The following is a 15539-nucleotide window of genomic DNA, read 5'->3' on the forward strand; positions in this document are numbered from 1 at the left end:
GCCCCGAAAAACAAGAAGGTTCGGCAAACTTGACAAAACGATGAGTAATGAGTGATAAACGCTGATTTTAGGGGGTCAGTGCAAATACATTTTTGACCAAACAAATCCCTAACTTGGTGAAAACTCGGAGTTTCAATCGTAGAACGTGTGATTAGAAAGACTCGAATTCTGCCTGGCGGCACTTGCCTTCGAGTGCCGCAACGGGAGGCCGATTGCTTGATCGACGAAGCGCACGCGCAGTCGCGATTCTTTCGGAAGGGTCACATGGAGACATGTGACGCCAAGGATCGAGGATGACTTTCCGATTCCGGGCGCCCGGGGACGGGTGATTCGGCGGACGAGTTCCCCCCCGGCCCCCCACTGGATGTGGGGGAAGACCGGACGAAGAGCGGGGTGCCCTTGCCCCGCCGGGCGAGACTCTCCGATTCCGGACACCCGGGGACGGGCGCCTCGGCGGAAGGGTTCCCCCCCGACCCCCCACTGGATGTGGGGGGAGACCCGACGAAGAGCGGGGTGCCCTTGCCCCGCCGGCGGAGACTCTCCGATTCCGGGCACCCGGGGACGGGTGCCTTGGCGAGAATCGGGAATCGTGCTTCACAAGGGCCATTCAAGTTGACTCTGGGGCTATGGATGCTTATATTCGCACCAACGGGAATGGAGTTGCGCTGCAACGTGGTTATCGGTTACGCACTTCCCGTCAATTGAAGGGCGGCGGCGGTGGGAATCGCAAATCTCTATGCCGGTTGGATTGGGATATTCGGCGGATTCCTGACAGGTTTGATAATCGGTCTGATCTTCCATCGCGACCAGTGGTTAGGCGGATATAGCACGTGGCCCAGACGAATGATACGTCTGGGCCATGTTGCGTTCTTTGGCTTGGGTTTTATCAATCTGGCCTATGCGTTCACGCTGCAGGCCTTTGCGATCGAACCCGCCTCGAACTGGAGTTCGATTCTGTTCGTTGTCGGCGCGGCCACGATGCCCGCAGTGTGCTTTTTGTCGGCGTGGCGGAAGCCGTTTCGGCACTTATTCGCGATTCCGGTGCTCAGTCTGTTGATGGCGATATCCAGCTTTATCTTAGAGGATTTGCGGGGATGAAGATTGCACTGATTGCCATGAGCGGGATTCGCGTGATGGATGCGGAACTGCTGCGCCTCGGGCTGACGCTGCCGGGCTTCGTGGAGCGCAGCGAGGTGATCGCGTCGCTGCCGAGCCTCGGTCTGTTGACGCTGGCGGGGATGACCCCGCCCGCGCATCGTATTGCGTACATCGAAGTCGGCGATTTGAACGCGCAATACCCGGACGGCGGCTTGCCGGGCGAGTATGATCTGGTGGCGATCTCGAGCTACAGCGCGCAGATGCACGAAGCGTATGAGCTGGCGGATCGCTTTCGCCTGCGGGGCGCGCGGGTGATCCTCGGCGGACTGCATGCGTCGAGTTTGCCGGAGGAGGCCGCGGCGCATGCCGACGCGGTCGTGATCGGCGAGGGCGAATCGTGGTGGCCGCAGGTATTGGAAGACGCGGAGCATCATCGCCTACAGCCGTTTTACGGTTCGGATCGCGTGGAGTTCGATCTGGCGGAAGCACCGCTGCCTGCGTATGAATTGCTCGAGATTTCGAAGTACAACCGCCTGACAGTTCAGGCGAGTCGCGGATGTCCGCACCGCTGCGAGTTTTGCGGGAGTTCCTCACTACTCACGAGTCAGTACAAGCAGAAGCCGGCGGAGCGGGTGTTGGCGGAGATCGACAAGATCCGCGAGCTGTGGCCGCATCCGTTCATCGAATTCGCGGACGACAACGCGATTGTGAATCATGCCTACTGGCGGGGGCTGTTGCCGGAGTTGGCGCGGCGGGATGTCAAGTGGTTTGTAGAGACGGATATTTCGCTGGCGCAGGATCCCGACTTGATCAAGGCGATGCGCGACGCGGGCTGCGCGCAGGTGCTGATCGGCCTGGAGAGTCCGGCGCGGAGCGACTTGTACGGGCTTGAACTGCGGACGAATTGGAAGATGAAGCAGTGGAATCACTACCGCAAGGCCGTGCAAGCGATCCAGGAGCGCGGGATCAGCGTGAACGGTTGTTTCGTGATTGGCCTGGACGGTCAGGACGATTCGGTGTTCGAACGGGTGTTTGAATTCGTGCGGGATACGGGGCTGCACGAGGTGCAGATCACGATGCAGACGGCGTTTCCGGGGACCCCGCTGTTTTACCGGATGTTGAAGGAGGGGCGGCTGCTCAACCGGCACGATTGGCGTAGTTGCACGTTATTCGATGTCAACGTGAAGCCGTTGAAGATGAGCGAGAGCGCCCTGCGCGAGGGATTCCAGCAGTTGGCGCTGCGACTTTACGGCGATGAGTTCACGAAGCAGCGACGGGCGAGTTTCAAGCGCGCGTTGCGCGCGGGGGCGGAGCGGGAGTAGGCTGATCGCGAGCAATCACGGGAGGTGAAGATGGCTACCGAGGCCGGTTGCGCCGCGCTCTATTATGCGGCGTTCGTGTACGACGGAATCCTCGGGTTGTTGTTGCTGGCGGTACCCGGGACGGTGTACACGGTGATGCACGAGACGCCGCCGGAGCATTTCGGGTATGTGCAATTCCCGGCGGCTTTGCTGCTGGTGTTCGCGGCGATGTTCTGGACGGTGGCGCGCGACCTGCAACGCAACCGCAATTTGATTCCGTACCTGATTCTGTTCAAGCTGGCGTTTGCGAGCGTGGTGATCGGCTATTGGATCGCGGGGGACATTCCCGGGTTGTGGAAGCCGTTTTCGATCATCGACCTGTTATTTGCGGGGGCGTTCTATGGTTCGTGGTGGCGAACGCGGATTCCGCGCGCGGCGTAAACGCCCGATTCGAGTGCAGGGGCCAGCGACGAGTTGGGCGCGCGGCAGGAAGTGAGGGCCGCGCCGACTCGCCGAGAGGGGCGGGGAGCTGACAACCCGCCGGGCGTCGAGCCGACGATTGTTGACACGGCGCCAGACTATAACAGAAACGGGCGGCCCAGATCGGGTCGCCCGTTTGCCGTCTCAGCAGCGCGCGGATTACTTGCGCTTGTAGTGGATCTCCATCACCTTGAATTCTTTCGGGGTGCCGACGGCGTCGTACATCTCGAACTTGTGGTTGTTGTCGTCGATCAAGGTCATGACATACTTGACGGGCTTGTCCTTGAGGTTCATCATCGGATCGTCCATCTTGCCCAGCATGGTAATGGTCTTGCCGTCGGGGCTGCCGGTTCCTTCCGCGGTGGAGATCCCGGTGCCGAAGTCGTCGTTCCAACTCATCCAATAGAGCTTGCGGAACTTGTCGTAGCCGGTCATGCCGATGCCGTGGTACGGCTGGCCCATCATGTCTCCGGTGAACTCGCTGTGCACCACGCGTCCACCCAGAATCATTTTGTCGATACAGCTCCCCTTGCTCTCCATCGGGGGCTGCGCGGGATCCATCCACATTTTGGAGGAGCAATCCCAATTCCCGACCATTTTGGCGAGTGCGGCATGCTCGGCACCCGGGGTCCCAAGTTCCTTGCAGGCTTCCATCATCTTCTGCATCTCTTCGGGAGAGGGCTGCTTGTCCTGTGCGGGGGCGGAAACGGTCGCAGCGACGATGGCGGTCGCAACGACTGCGAAACGGAATGATCTGAAAAAGCTGAACATAGCATCTCCTTTGGTTAGGTGGCTGAATTTGGATGCCCAAATGTACAAATTTCTCTAATTCGAGTCAAGTTATGATTTGCAGAGTAGGAATTTTTTTTGGTCTGTCAACAGAGATACAACAAGAACGGGCAGATCATTAGACCTGCCCGCAAGGGGAGTGCTCCGGCGTAGTCGGGGTCAGCGGTTGGGGACCGGGTTGGAGGGTTGGGAGTCGGCCTCGGTCTCGCGCACCAAGGAAAAGATGGACCGAAACGCGGATTCCAGAAGTCCGATCAGCAGCAGAGGTCGGTTCATGATGGTCCTTGCGGTGGGTTGACAGTAACTGCACACAAGATAGGGAGCAGTTCGCCGGCGCGCAAGGCGGGGAGACACGTCGATAGAGATAGAGGGCGGCGACGGTCGGCGAGCCAACTATAGTGAGTAGAGTGGCTGATTTGGCCGCTTGCCGTGGAGCGCAAGCGGCGACTCTTTCGAGTCGCCGCTCATGAACGAGGAGTCAGTCAGAATTACTTCTTGACCGGCTTCGCGGGGGCCGGCTTCGGCGCCGGTTTGAGCTTATTCAGCTCTTCCTGGGCCTTCATCATCGTCTCGGTACCCGCGAACTTGGGGTTCTTGACGAATTCTTCGGCCTTTGCGATCTTGGCCTTTTTGGCCAGTTTGGCGATTTTGTCCCATTCAGCCGCGGCCAGCTCATTACGAGCCTTCATACCGGCCGGGGTGTTGGGATACTTCGCGACGAGTTCATCGACCTTTTTGGCATCGTAGAGGCCCTGGGCTTGGGCATTACGGGCCTCATTGGCCGCCGGCGTGTCGGCATACTTGGCGAGCACTTCGTCGTACTTCTTCTCAGCCACGAGCTTGGCCGCGATGCGATTCTTGGCTTCGCCGACGAACTTGGTATCGGCGTAGTTGGCGAGGATTTCGTCGAATTTGCCATCGGCCAGCAGTTTTTCGGCGACCTTCTCTTTCGCTTGAGCCGCGATCGGCAGGTTCGAGTACTTGGCCATAATTTCCTCGTACTTACCCGCATCAAACAGCTTTTGCGCGCGCTGCTCCGGCGACGCACAGCCGCCCGCCATCAGGGCGATGACCACTAGAACTGAGACGACACTTAACGTGCGCTTCATGGAAATTTACTCCTCCTTGGAGTACACTAAGATCTACCCGCCTGAATTCTCGCAGCGCGACATCGGGGCGAGTCTCCGGTGTGCCTTGCTTTCTATTGTTTGTAGAAAAAAAACGAAGGGGATCGGGCGGGCCAAACGGGCAGGCGGTCCGATCAGAGCCGCGGAGCCGCGACGGCAGCCTATTTCTTACCGGCCTTGCTGCGGATCTCCTGCAGGAGTCGGCTGGCCTCTTTGTAGGATGCGGTACCGGGCCACTTCTTCAGCAGCAGGTCAAATGCCTCTTCCTTGGCCTTACCTTTGAGCTTCTTGGCAGCCTCGAGATCGACCTTTGACAGCGAATCTTTGTACGCGGTAGCACGGGGCGCATCCGGGAAGCGCTTGAACAAAGTATCAAAGGCAGCGACGGTGATCAGGGAGTCAACGAGCTTGTCGCGCGACGACGCCGCGAACTGCGATCCGGGGAAAGAATCGAGCACAGCCTGGTATCGTCCGGCGTCAAAGAGCTGCCGGGCGAGTTCGTTTTTGGCTTTGAAGGCGGCTGGTGTATCTCGGTAATTTGCAAGTACTTCGGAGTAATTCTTGGCATTGACCAGCTCTTCGGCGACTTTGGCGCGGGCGCGGCGTCCGATTTCGAGGTCACTGAAGTTATCCATGACCTTTTGATACTCACCCTTGTCGAAGAGTTTCTGTGCCTGGGCGGCTCGGTTTGAACATCCGTTGATGCCGAGCAGTGCGAAAAGGAGGGTCAGGGAGAAAGTGAAGAGCAGAACGCGTTTGCTCATGACGAGATTATGCGAAGTGGTGCAGGCCATCAATTACAAACGGGGAATTTAGTCAATTTGACTCAGAAAGTCAAGCGGAATATCATATTTTTCACCACCCTACTCGTTCGGGCGAGACCAAAACGGTCGGTTGGTGAGCAGCTTGGCATCGCGTTTGGGGCGGCGAATTGTCGGCGTGGTCCCGTGTTTGCTGTCGCTCGGCAACATGCCGGGCGCGGGTTAGGACCGGCGAAACGGGGCGAAAATTCACAGTGATAAGATACAAGGTTTTGGAATCACTTGCAATTATGACGGGTCGCGGCTATATTCCGAGCTATAGCACTGTTCAGGGGTCACTCACCACCAAACCACCGAAATGAGCCCACGTTTGAAACTCCTTGCGCGCCGGGAATCGCTCGCCATTGCGGGGCTGAGCTTGATTTTGACGGTCGTTTATCATTCACTATCCTACGCATCGCCCACGACGGGATCACGTTATGTCACGATGTCCGAGCGCATCGGCAATGTGCTGGTGTTGTTCCGCAATCTGGACGTCTGGATCTATTTTTTCCAGGGCATCTTGCTGTTCGGCGGCATCGGCCTCACGGTCTATTACATGGTCGTGTTTCACCGCAAAGGATTCATCGCGACTCTGCAGCATAAGACGGAAGAGCTGACAAAGACGTCCGATTTGCAGGCCGCGGTCAATTTTGAGTTGGAGAGCCTGGCGAATCGGTTCTTGTTTCTCGATCTCATGGTCGGCGGGGCGCCGGTCGCGGGCCTGTTGGGCACGGTCCTGGGTCTGGTGCAGGTGTTCAGTGAGCAGACGCTGGTGGAGAACGTGACGATGCAGACGATTGCGGGCGGGATGTACGTAGCGATGGTGACGACGGTGTGCGGCTTGATCGTCGCGCTGTTCGGCATCATCGGCCGACACCTGTTGAACACGCGGTTGTCGGAGATTCGGGATACGCTGACCGGAGCCAGGTAATCCATGAGACGAACTCGCGATCCGTTCGACGAGTCGATGACGTCGCTCATTGATCTCGCCTTCAATTTGCTCTTGTTTTTTGTGATCTCGCTGGTGATTGTGCCTGAAGATCTGGTGCCGCTCAAGTTGCCGACGAATTTCGGCGAAGGGCAGCCGGATTTGAAGGTCGGTGACGAGATCATATTCCATGTGCTGCGCTCGGGCGCGGTGGTGGTCGAGGATCAGTTGCTGGCCGATTCGACGGTGCTCGACTCGCTGTTGTTTGCGCGGGCGGACACGCTGTTGTCGCAGTTTCACGCGTCGAAGCCGCAGGGCAAGGTGATTCTAAAGGCGGACAGCGGCGCGGTGTGGGACCGTCCGATCCAACTCATGCAGGCGGCGGGGAAGCAAGGCGTTCCGATCAGTATCGCCTTGACACCCGACGTGGGAAGTCCGGCGGCAATTCCATGAGCGACAAACAGGTCAAACGCGGCATTCACGGGGCATCGTTGGTGCTGACGACGATCATGCTGCTCACGATCCCGACGGTGAACCTGCCGAAGTCACTGGCGGACGTGAAGCTGCCGTTGCTGTTGATTCCGATCGAGGAACTCATCCGCATCGAGCAGGAGCGACCCAAGCCGAAGCCGATCCCGCTGAGTCAAGCGGGGATTGCTTCGGCCAGCACCCATGCGCCGATTTTCGCGCCGACGGAGATTCAGGCGGAGCCGTCGGAGATCCTGGTGGCGGAGCCGTCGCTGGAGCAGCCGGAGTTTGGATTGCTGTCTCCGCTGTATGAAGTGCCGCCGCCGGAGAATCGCGAGCCGACGCGGATGGAACCGGTGTCGTCTCCGCTGCCGGACATGCTGACGATGCGGAGCAATGAAGGACCGTTAGTGCCGCCGGCCGCGATGCCGGCTCCGGTATCGCAACGCGGGGCGAACTACCGCGGGTCGGGCGCGGCGGATCTTGATATGGCGACTCAGCCATCCTATACGGGACCGAATCTCAATCTACCGGCCAGCGACATACCCGCAACCGGACTCAGTCACGGAGACGCGGTCTCGACATCGCCGACACCGGGCGCGGCCCGGGGGGATCGGTATCAGAGCAACGCGGGCAATTCGACCGGTCCCGCGACGAGCGCGGGTTTGAGCGGGCCGGGCGACGATGTGATCGGCGAAGGCGAGTTGAGCGGCTTGCTGAACTGGTTGCGCAGTCAGCACGCGGAGTTTCCGCCGGTCGTGCAATCGTATATGGAGACTCGGAGTTCCGATTTACGCGGGATCACGAGTCACTCCGGGTGGGATATCTTCGTGCAGTTCAGCGAGGCGGAGCATCAGCTCAAGATCTTTCTGGCACGCGGTGGGATTGGAATTCTGCTGGCGGATTCCGACTTCAAGTCGCGCTCGCAGTTATTTGGCATGGGCAACGTGACGCGGGAGGGTGGAGTGATCAGCGCGATCGCGGCGCGGCGGGATAAGCCCACGACGGAGCGGACGGATGAATTTTATCGTGTGTTCACGGAATGGATGAGCACGATTGGCATTTCGTTGGGATCGAGGGCGGCGCGATGAAATCTGAAATCCGAAATTCGAAATCCGAGTATCGATTCCGGCGGGGTCGGGAGACTCTGCGCGGGGTGAGGGAAGCGAAATCGCGCGCGGCCGCGCGGTGCTACGGAGGATGCTGCGCAATTCTGATGGCCCTGGTCTTGCTCGCGGGAACCGCGGTGGCGGGAAAGAAGCAGGCTCCGGCCCCGGCGGGAGTCGATTCGACGACCGTCCAGCAGGCGGATTCGTTGGCCCGGGAGCTGTTCGGCGACCAGAAGCGATTCGACGAGGCGCGTCGGCAGTTTGAAAACGGCAAGGATGATTTCAATGCCGGCGAAGCGTTCATTCGGGAGGCGGACTCGTTGCGCGCGATTGGAATTGACACGACGCTGCGTCGTCCGGGCGGAGTGTTCGGCCAGATCCGGCAGGCGCTCGGGGATACGGTACCCTCGTCGCGGGAACAGGATACGCGCAAGCGGGCCGAGGCGGCGTTCAAGCGCGCCGTGCGTGAATTTGAGCAGGCCCAGAAGATTCAGCCCGACATGCAGGAGATCCCGCTCTGGCTGGTGGCGACGTACGATCGTTTGCAGGATTGGACGAAGTCGCTCGCGCTGTATCGCGAGATCCTGAATGAGCGCCAGGGCGAGGACCGGCTGTGGTTCAGTTACGGCTATGCGGCCCTGCGGGCGGGTCAATATGACAAGGCGGTGATGGCGTTCGGGCAGGCGATCTCGGTTCACTTTCTGGTGAATGAGGACTCGGCCCGGATTCCGAACCGTTACCGCGCATATCTGGGCGAGGCCTACATCAAGACGTATCAGGACCGGCTCGCGCTGGAGCAGTTCCGGCAGGCGCAAGAATATGCCGCGGATACGAGCGAGCGCGCGGAGCTGCAGCGCACGATCGATTGGATTCAGTGGGACGAGGGCGGGATTGCGACGGTGGAGTATCGCGATGCGGCGTTTCGGGCCGAGACCGAATCGCGTTGGAATGACGCACGGGAGGCGTATCTGGGCGGCATTCAAGCGTCGCGGAGTCCGGCCGCGCGCAACGAGTTGAGTTACCGGCTGACGCTACTCGAATTCCGGCAATCGTCGAAGTCGGATGCGCTCGCGCGGATGAAGTCACTGATCGATGGGACGCCCGATGCCAGCGACGAATGGCGTGAGAATTACGGCAAGATGTTGTATGCGTATGCGCAGGAGACGGAGCAGGGCGGCGATACGCGCGGCGCGCTGGGCTATTATTTGCAGGCCACGAAGTTTCCGTGGAGCGGGCAGGGCGTCGGCTATTTGGAGATTGCGCGCGTCGCGGCGAACGATCTGGACCAGGCGATTGAGCACGCAACGCACGCGCTGGAGTTTCCGCTCTCCGCGGAGCAGCGGCAGGCGGCCTACAAGCGGCTGGAAGAAGCCTATCGATCAAAAGGTAACTGGGACAAAATGAAATACTATCGCAGGTTGCAGGAAGGCGGTCCGGTCGAGGAGGGTGAAGCAAAGCGATGAATCTATGCCTTACCGTTTTGCAGTTCGCCCGGTCTCGTTGGCGAGAGTTTCGGGTCGGTGGTATGCTGTTCGTGGCGGTGCTTGCGCTGACGACGGATGCGACCTACGCGGCCGGCGATTTGGAGTTCAAGCTGATCACGCTGAAGACGATCAGCGATCAGCGGGAGATCGGGTTGATTCGCAACGAACTGCTGCTCGGTTCGGAAGCCATCGACCGCATCGTGATTACCGATCTGTTGAATGACGGGTTTGATGAGAACGATTTTATGCAGCTCTATCCGACGGGCCGCGTCGTACGGATCCAGCGGATTGAACCGCGGCTGGACTCGCTGCTGCGATCTTACAAGCTGCCGTCGAACGTGGAGATTCATGAATCGAAGTCGTTTTTTACGAAGTACGATTCGACTTCGCGGGTGCGCAACGGCGGCCAGGCGTTGGGGTACGGGCTGTTGGGCGGGATCAGCGAGCGGTTGTATCGCGGGTACCGGGGAACGGATGTGGAAGGCTATTTCAAATTTACGCCGAGCGGGATGGCGATTCAAGCCTGGAATTTCGATTCGACGAAGGTCCGATTTCCGCCGCCCGATGCGCCGCGGGTGGACACATTTTATGTGTATTTGCACGACACGATCCGCGTTCCGGAAGTCGTAACAGTCGCGGCGGAACCGATCGTGATTCGCGACACGGTGTATATACCTAGCGAGTTGTTGCTGCGCCCGCGCGGCATGTTTTATCGTGTGGGATTAGGGCTTGTGGGCGGCAGCTACCACACGGGCTTGCGCGAGGTTTCGCGCGGTCGCTTGACGTTGGGGGCGGGCAATGAGTGGGATTTCGGAGTGTGGGATCCGTGGATCAGCGGCCGGCAGGATGTGGATTCGCGGATTGGGTTGCGGTTTCTGGCGGACATGGCGCCCTGGAAGAGCGACACGCTGTCGCCGCGATTTCTGGGGACGTCGATGGAGGCGATGTACATTCCGGCGTGGGATCGTTCGCTGTTCGCCTTCGTGGGCATGCGGGCCTATCTTGACGATGATCCGTTCTGGGATCGCGCGCGGGCCGCGTGGGACGAAGCGGATTACGAGGAGCCGTCGGCGCAGGATTTATCGCAGTACGAATTGACGTTTAAGGGCGGATTGGACAAGTTAAGCGCCACCGGCGCGGGCAAGAAGCTGGGCTTATGGCTGAAGCTCGCGGGGTTTATCAACACGAACAAGTCGGGTTACGACGTGACGGTGGCCGGACCCGTGGTTGGCCGGTTCTACAGTTCCGCGCAGCCGCTGCGGTTCCGTTGGGAGCATAGCGGCGGCGGCGACATCGAACTTGGCTTGAACGCGCGGCTCAGCGACTTCGCGCAATTGACGATCAGCGCGGGCGATTATCAGTTGCCGAACTTCGCCTGGGAATACACGGACTCGACGCTGGGCGCAAACGGGACGCGGACGGGCCTGATTCGCGCGCAGCAGATTTATCAGACGGTCGCGGTGCGGATCGCGCCGATCAACTCGGAGGACGCGCGGTTGTCGCTGGAGGGCTGGTTCCGCAACCACAGCTTCACGAAGTCGAACAAGCGCGGCGAGGACAACGCGATCATCGAGCGTGTGTTCCTGCCGTACTTCGAGACGCCGGAAATGGGCGGCGCGGTGCAGCTCGACATATCGTTTGTGCGGGTCGAGGCCGGTGCGAAGTATTTTGCGCCGCCGGACGGTCTGAACGCAGTCGTGCGGCCTTATGGATCGGTGCATTTCATGATTCAGTAGCCGGTGCGGCGAGCTGGACGCATCAAAATCCCCGCGAGTCGTCGCGGGGATTTTTGTGTCGGGGTGTGCGGTGGTTTGCTCAGCGGATCTTGCGGGCGGCGGCGTGATCGAGGAGCCACAGGCACTCGCCGGGTGCGGGATCCACGCGCGCGGCGGGAAGTTGTACACGGTTTTCGTGAATGATCTCGTGGACGCGCTGCGCTTTTGCTTCGCCGCAGACGAGGAAGATGACGCGGCGGGCGCGGTTGATCAGATTCAGCGTGAAGGTGATGCGGTGACGCACCGGCTGATCGACCTCGACGGCTTCGATGAGGCTCGCGGATTCCAAGGCGGGCTGGCCGGGAAATAGCGAAGCGGTGTGGCCGTCGGCTCCCATGCCGAGCAGAATCACGTCGAACACGGGAGGACCGGGATCGAGCCGCGCGCGCAGCGTGCGGGCGTATTCGGCAGCGGCTTCACGCGGGTCGATCTCGCCGCGGATGCGGAACACTTCACCGATGGGCATCCGGTCCAGCAGCAGACGTTTGGCGATCGCGAAATTGGAGTCGGGGGAGTCGGGCGGCACACAGCGCTCGTCGCTCCAGAAGACTTCCCAGTTTTCCCAGGCCATCTCATCGCGCCATTCCTCGGTGGTGAGCCGCGCGAACAGCAGACCCGGAGTCGTGCCGCCGGAGAGTGCGACGCGAAATACACCACGCTCGGCGACGGCCTCGGTCTGAGATTCGAAGATGAGATCGGCGGCGGCGTCCGCCACGTCGTCGGGGGTTTCGCAGAAGACGATTTGTCGAGAATCCGCGGTCATGCCCGTCGCTCGAGTCGCGCGCGGGCGAGGTTCAGGGTGGATTCCATGACGGGATCGCGTCCCCACACTCGGAGCTCGGCGGAGATGAGATCGGTCATTGCCCGCTCGACTTGAGCCTCAGGCGCAGCCTGCACTCGGCCGTCGGCGAGCAACAGTTCGGTTGTGTTGGCATCGGCGACGATCTCGCAGACGGGACTGCCGCCGTGGTGATGCAGCGTGGTCTCGATCCAGCAGGCGAACAGTAGATCGGCGGCGCTCAGGCCGCTGGCGGGCAATCGCAGTCCGCGAATCGGCGGCCGCGACGTGCTCTCATACCATCTCACGAACGCGACGCGACGCGGCTGTAATCGGGTCCAGCACAGGTCCGAACATACGGCATCCCTTCCGAGCAGTTGTCGTAAGGAGAAGAATTCGCGCAGCGCGGCGGCGGAGCTTGCGGGCCTGATCAAGTCGGTGATGACGCGGTTCGCGGAATGGCCGAACTGCAAGAGCAAGGGATGCGCGGAATCGACGGCCGCATCCCAGATCAGCACGATCGGCAGGCCGGGCAGCATGAGCGAGAGCAAAGTGGATGCGATATGGTGCAGGCCCGAGCCGGTGACTTCGAGGGAGATGAACTCGCTGCAAATCTGCGGCGCATTCGGCGCGGGTTGGTGGCAATAAGCCGTAACCCAGGCGGTCTGCGTGGGCGGCGCGGCGGGATCGCCCATACGCAGGAGGATGCTGCGGGAGGGGTGCGCGAGTGTCAGGCGGGCGAGCAGATTGCCGGCGTTATCATCCGCGGCGGGCGCCACGTACACGAGATTGAAGGCGGTGGCGCGGGTGACGGACTCGGTGTCGCCGCCTTTCGCGGCATCGCGCCAGAGCGTTTCGAGTTCGCGTTCGATGGCCGCGACGTCAACTTCGCAGGGGTCCGCGAGGGCGTAAACGGCTGGGCCGGTCTCGCTCATCAGATCTTTCTCCAGCGGCGGCCATCTTGTGCCAAGAGAATATCGGCTTCGGCCGGTCCCCAACTGCCCGCGGGGTACTGTGGCAGCTCAGAAGCGATGTCCTGTTCCCAGTGCTTGAGGATCGGTGAGGCGAAGCTCCACCCCGCTTCGACCGCATCGCGCCGGGCGTAGAGCGTGGGATCGCCGAGCATGCCGTCGAGCAGCAACCGCTCATAGGCATCGGAGATTCGACCGCCGAACGACGTTCCGTAACGAAACTCCATGTCCACGCCGCGCAAGTGCAGCGCATGCCCGGGCAGTTTCGCGTTGAACTTCAGACTGATTCCTTCATTGGGTTGAATGCGGATGGCCAGCGTGTTGCGCTCGACTTGATTCAGCGGCGAGTCGTCGAACACCATATGCGGGACATCGCGGAACTGTATGGCGACCTCGGTCGAGCGTTTCGGCATGCGCTTACCCGTGCGCAGATAGAATGGGACGCCCTTCCAGCGCCAGTTGTCGATCCACAGGCGCAGCGCGGTAAAGGTTTCCGTGCGCGATTGCGGATTCACGCCCTGCTCCGCAAGATATTCGGGGACGGCGCGACCACTCACGGCACCGGCGGCATACTGCGCGCGCACGACGGACTTGCGCACATCGTCGGCGGTCAACGGTCGAATCGCGGCGAGCGCTTTGTTCTTTTCGTCGCGAATGGCCTCCGGAGTGAGCGTGGCGGGCGGCTCCATCGCCACCATGGCCAGAATCTGCAACAAGTGATTTTGGATCATGTCGCGCAGCGCGCCGGACTCTTCGTAATACGCGGCGCGATCCTCGACGCCGAGTGCTTCGGCCGCGGTGATCTGGACGTGGTCGATGTAGCGGTAGTTCCAGAGCGGCTCGAACAGTGCATTCGCGAGCCGCAGGACGAGAATGTTCTGGACGGTCTCTTTGCCAAGATAGTGATCGATGCGATAGATCTGCTGCTCGTCGAAGGCTTCGGCGAGGGTGGTATTCAGGCGGCGGGCGGTTTGGAGATCGCGCCCGAAGGGTTTTTCGACGATGATGCGGGTCCAACCGTTTTCGGCTGAACGCGCGAGTCCCGACGCTCCGAGTTTGAGCACCAGCGGCTCATAAGTCGAGGGCGGAACGGAGAGGTAAAAGAGGATATTGTCGCGGGTGTTGTGTGCCGCCGCGATCTGCTTCAGCTTATCGGGCAGCGTGACAAACGGATTCGTGCCGGACAGTTCCTCGCTGTGGACGAACAGGCGGTGGGCGAAGCGCTCGAGGAAATCGGGATCGCGCGGGGAATCGGGGGCGAATTTTGCGGCGGAATCGAGGACCGTGGCGCGGAATACGCTCGCGTCGAGGGGTCGGCGCGACACCGCGATCATCACAGTCTCGCGAGCCAGCTCACCGCCGCGCGCAAGGTTCATGAGCGCGGGAAAGAGCTTGCGTTGCGCGAGGTCTCCGGTAGCGCCGAAGATCACGATCAGGCAGGGATCGGCGGCCCGATCTTGCAGGAGTCCGGCGCGGAAGGGGTTGTCGCCCGTGTTGGTCATGCCTTTTTCACGGCGTGGCCGCCGAATTCGTTGCGCAGCGCGGAAATCAAGCGCAGACCGTAGGCGTTGTCATGGCGCGAAGCAAACCGCGCGAACAGGCTGGCGGCGATCACATAGGCGGGGACGTCGCGGTCGATCGCTTCCTGTAGCGTCCAGCGGCCTTCGCCGGAGTCCGCGACGTAGGCTTTTACGGCAGCGAGTTCGGGATCCTTTTCCAGTGCGCGAGTCGTCAGTTCGAGCAGCCAAGAGCGCACGACGCTGCCCTGTTCCCAGAGCTTGGAGATGCGCGCGAGATCCAGATTGAAGGGCGAGCTCTTGAGAATCTCGAAGCCCTCGCCGTAGGCCTGCATCATGCCGTATTCAATGCCGTTGTGCACCATCTTGGTGTAATGTCCGGAGCCGACTCCGCCGGTATGCAGATAGCCGTTTTCCGGAGCGAGTGTTTTCAGGGCGGGTTCCAGATAAGCAAATGGTTCTGGTTCACCGCCGACCATCAGGCAATATCCGACTTGCAAGCCCCAGATGCCGCCGGACGTTCCGGCATCCATGAAATGGAGTGCTTTGGTCTTGAGCAGCTCGCCGCGCCGGATGGAATCCTTGTAGTTGGCGTTGCCGCCATCGATCACGATGTCACCGGGTTTGAGCAGGTCCATGAGTTCGACGAGGGCGCTCTCGGTGACGTTTCCGGCCGGCAACATTACCCACACGGCTTTGCGTCCGCCGGGCATATTCCGGACGACGTCGTGGAGGGTTGCGGCCCCGACGGCGCCCTGGCGAACGGCGTCCGCGACGGGACCGGGGCTGCGATTTCCGGCGATGATGGAATGTCCGCCGCGGAGCAGGCGCTCCACCATATTTCCGCCCATACGGCCCAGACCGAAGAAACCTAAGACCATAGTGAGTATTCCTGCAAGTTGGTGTTGATT

15 protein-coding genes are annotated in these 15539 nt (G+C 60.7%); 8 read left to right on the forward strand and 7 right to left on the reverse strand.

Going from position 1 to position 15539, the window contains the following annotated elements; genetic code table 11:
- Nucleotides 1-717: 717 nt before the first annotated feature.
- Genes HZB60_10295 through HZB60_10305 form a run of 3 tightly spaced genes read left to right on the forward strand, consistent with a single transcriptional unit; the run spans nt 718 to nt 2840 of the window.
- On the forward strand, nt 718-1098 hold the full coding sequence (locus tag HZB60_10295; protein ID MBI5060155.1) for a hypothetical protein: 381 nt from the start codon (nt 718-720) through the stop codon (nt 1096-1098).
- Nucleotides 1095-2420, forward strand: a complete 1326-nt coding sequence (locus HZB60_10300; protein ID MBI5060156.1) for a B12-binding domain-containing radical SAM protein — start codon at nt 1095-1097, stop codon at nt 2418-2420. The genes HZB60_10295 and HZB60_10300 overlap by 4 nt, the downstream gene beginning before the upstream one ends.
- A gap of 30 nt (nt 2421-2450) precedes the next feature.
- Nucleotides 2451-2840, forward strand: coding sequence for a hypothetical protein (locus tag HZB60_10305; protein MBI5060157.1), 390 nt, complete (start codon nt 2451-2453; stop codon nt 2838-2840).
- 198 nt (nt 2841-3038) lie between these two features.
- Here the strand turns inward: HZB60_10305 and HZB60_10310 are convergent, their stop codons facing one another.
- The 3 genes from HZB60_10310 to HZB60_10320 all read right to left on the reverse strand — a co-directional run bounded on the left by HZB60_10310 (nt 3039) and on the right by HZB60_10320 (nt 5559).
- Nucleotides 3039-3650 carry a DUF1579 domain-containing protein gene (locus HZB60_10310; protein ID MBI5060158.1) on the reverse strand — a complete coding sequence of 204 codons (612 nt, stop codon included), beginning with the start codon at nt 3648-3650 and terminating at the stop codon, nt 3039-3041.
- 506 nt (nt 3651-4156) lie between these two features.
- Entirely contained in the window at nt 4157-4777 is a 621-nt protein-coding gene (locus HZB60_10315) for a hypothetical protein (GenBank protein MBI5060159.1), read from the reverse strand.
- A gap of 179 nt (nt 4778-4956) precedes the next feature.
- Complete coding sequence (locus HZB60_10320) at nt 4957-5559, reverse strand: hypothetical protein (protein MBI5060160.1); 603 nt, start codon at nt 5557-5559, stop codon at nt 4957-4959.
- 367 nt (nt 5560-5926) lie between these two features.
- Here HZB60_10320 and HZB60_10325 point away from each other — a divergent pair, with 367 nt between their 5' ends.
- From HZB60_10325 to HZB60_10345, 5 genes are all read left to right on the forward strand, one after another.
- Nucleotides 5927-6529 (forward strand): MotA/TolQ/ExbB proton channel family protein, encoded by a 603-nt coding sequence (locus tag HZB60_10325; protein MBI5060161.1) that lies wholly within the window; start codon nt 5927-5929, stop codon nt 6527-6529.
- A 3-nt stretch (nt 6530-6532) separates the two neighbouring features.
- On the forward strand, nt 6533-6979 hold the full coding sequence (locus tag HZB60_10330; protein MBI5060162.1) for a biopolymer transporter ExbD: 447 nt from the start codon (nt 6533-6535) through the stop codon (nt 6977-6979).
- Entirely contained in the window at nt 6976-8085 is a 1110-nt protein-coding gene (locus HZB60_10335) for a hypothetical protein (GenBank protein MBI5060163.1), read from the forward strand. The genes HZB60_10330 and HZB60_10335 overlap by 4 nt, the downstream gene beginning before the upstream one ends.
- A gap of 125 nt (nt 8086-8210) precedes the next feature.
- The gene (locus HZB60_10340) at nt 8211-9566 is read left to right on the forward strand and encodes a hypothetical protein (protein ID MBI5060164.1); all 1356 of its coding nucleotides are present in this window, start codon (nt 8211-8213) and stop codon (nt 9564-9566) included.
- Complete coding sequence (locus HZB60_10345; GenBank protein MBI5060165.1) at nt 9563-11323, forward strand: hypothetical protein; 1761 nt, start codon at nt 9563-9565, stop codon at nt 11321-11323. Before HZB60_10340 ends, HZB60_10345 begins: the two co-directional genes overlap by 4 nt.
- 79 nt (nt 11324-11402) lie before the next feature.
- On the opposite strand, the gene pgl is transcribed toward HZB60_10345, so the two are convergent.
- Genes pgl through gnd form a run of 4 tightly spaced genes read right to left on the reverse strand, consistent with a single transcriptional unit; the run spans nt 11403 to nt 15509 of the window.
- Nucleotides 11403-12125, reverse strand: a complete 723-nt coding sequence (gene pgl, locus HZB60_10350; protein MBI5060166.1) for a 6-phosphogluconolactonase — start codon at nt 12123-12125, stop codon at nt 11403-11405.
- Nucleotides 12122-13075, reverse strand: a complete 954-nt coding sequence (locus tag HZB60_10355) for a glucose-6-phosphate dehydrogenase assembly protein OpcA (protein MBI5060167.1) — start codon at nt 13073-13075, stop codon at nt 12122-12124. The genes pgl and HZB60_10355 overlap by 4 nt, the downstream gene beginning before the upstream one ends.
- The gene (gene zwf / locus HZB60_10360; GenBank protein MBI5060168.1) at nt 13075-14613 is read right to left on the reverse strand and encodes a glucose-6-phosphate dehydrogenase; all 1539 of its coding nucleotides are present in this window, start codon (nt 14611-14613) and stop codon (nt 13075-13077) included. The genes HZB60_10355 and zwf overlap by 1 nt, the downstream gene beginning before the upstream one ends.
- Nucleotides 14610-15509 (reverse strand): decarboxylating 6-phosphogluconate dehydrogenase, encoded by a 900-nt coding sequence (gene gnd, locus HZB60_10365; GenBank protein MBI5060169.1) that lies wholly within the window; start codon nt 15507-15509, stop codon nt 14610-14612. The genes zwf and gnd overlap by 4 nt, the downstream gene beginning before the upstream one ends.
- Nucleotides 15510-15539 lie beyond the last annotated feature (30 nt).

It is taken from the genome of candidate division KSB1 bacterium (genome assembly GCA_016214895.1).
In the GTDB taxonomy this organism is placed as follows: domain Bacteria; phylum Electryoneota; class RPQS01; order RPQS01; family RPQS01; genus JACRMR01.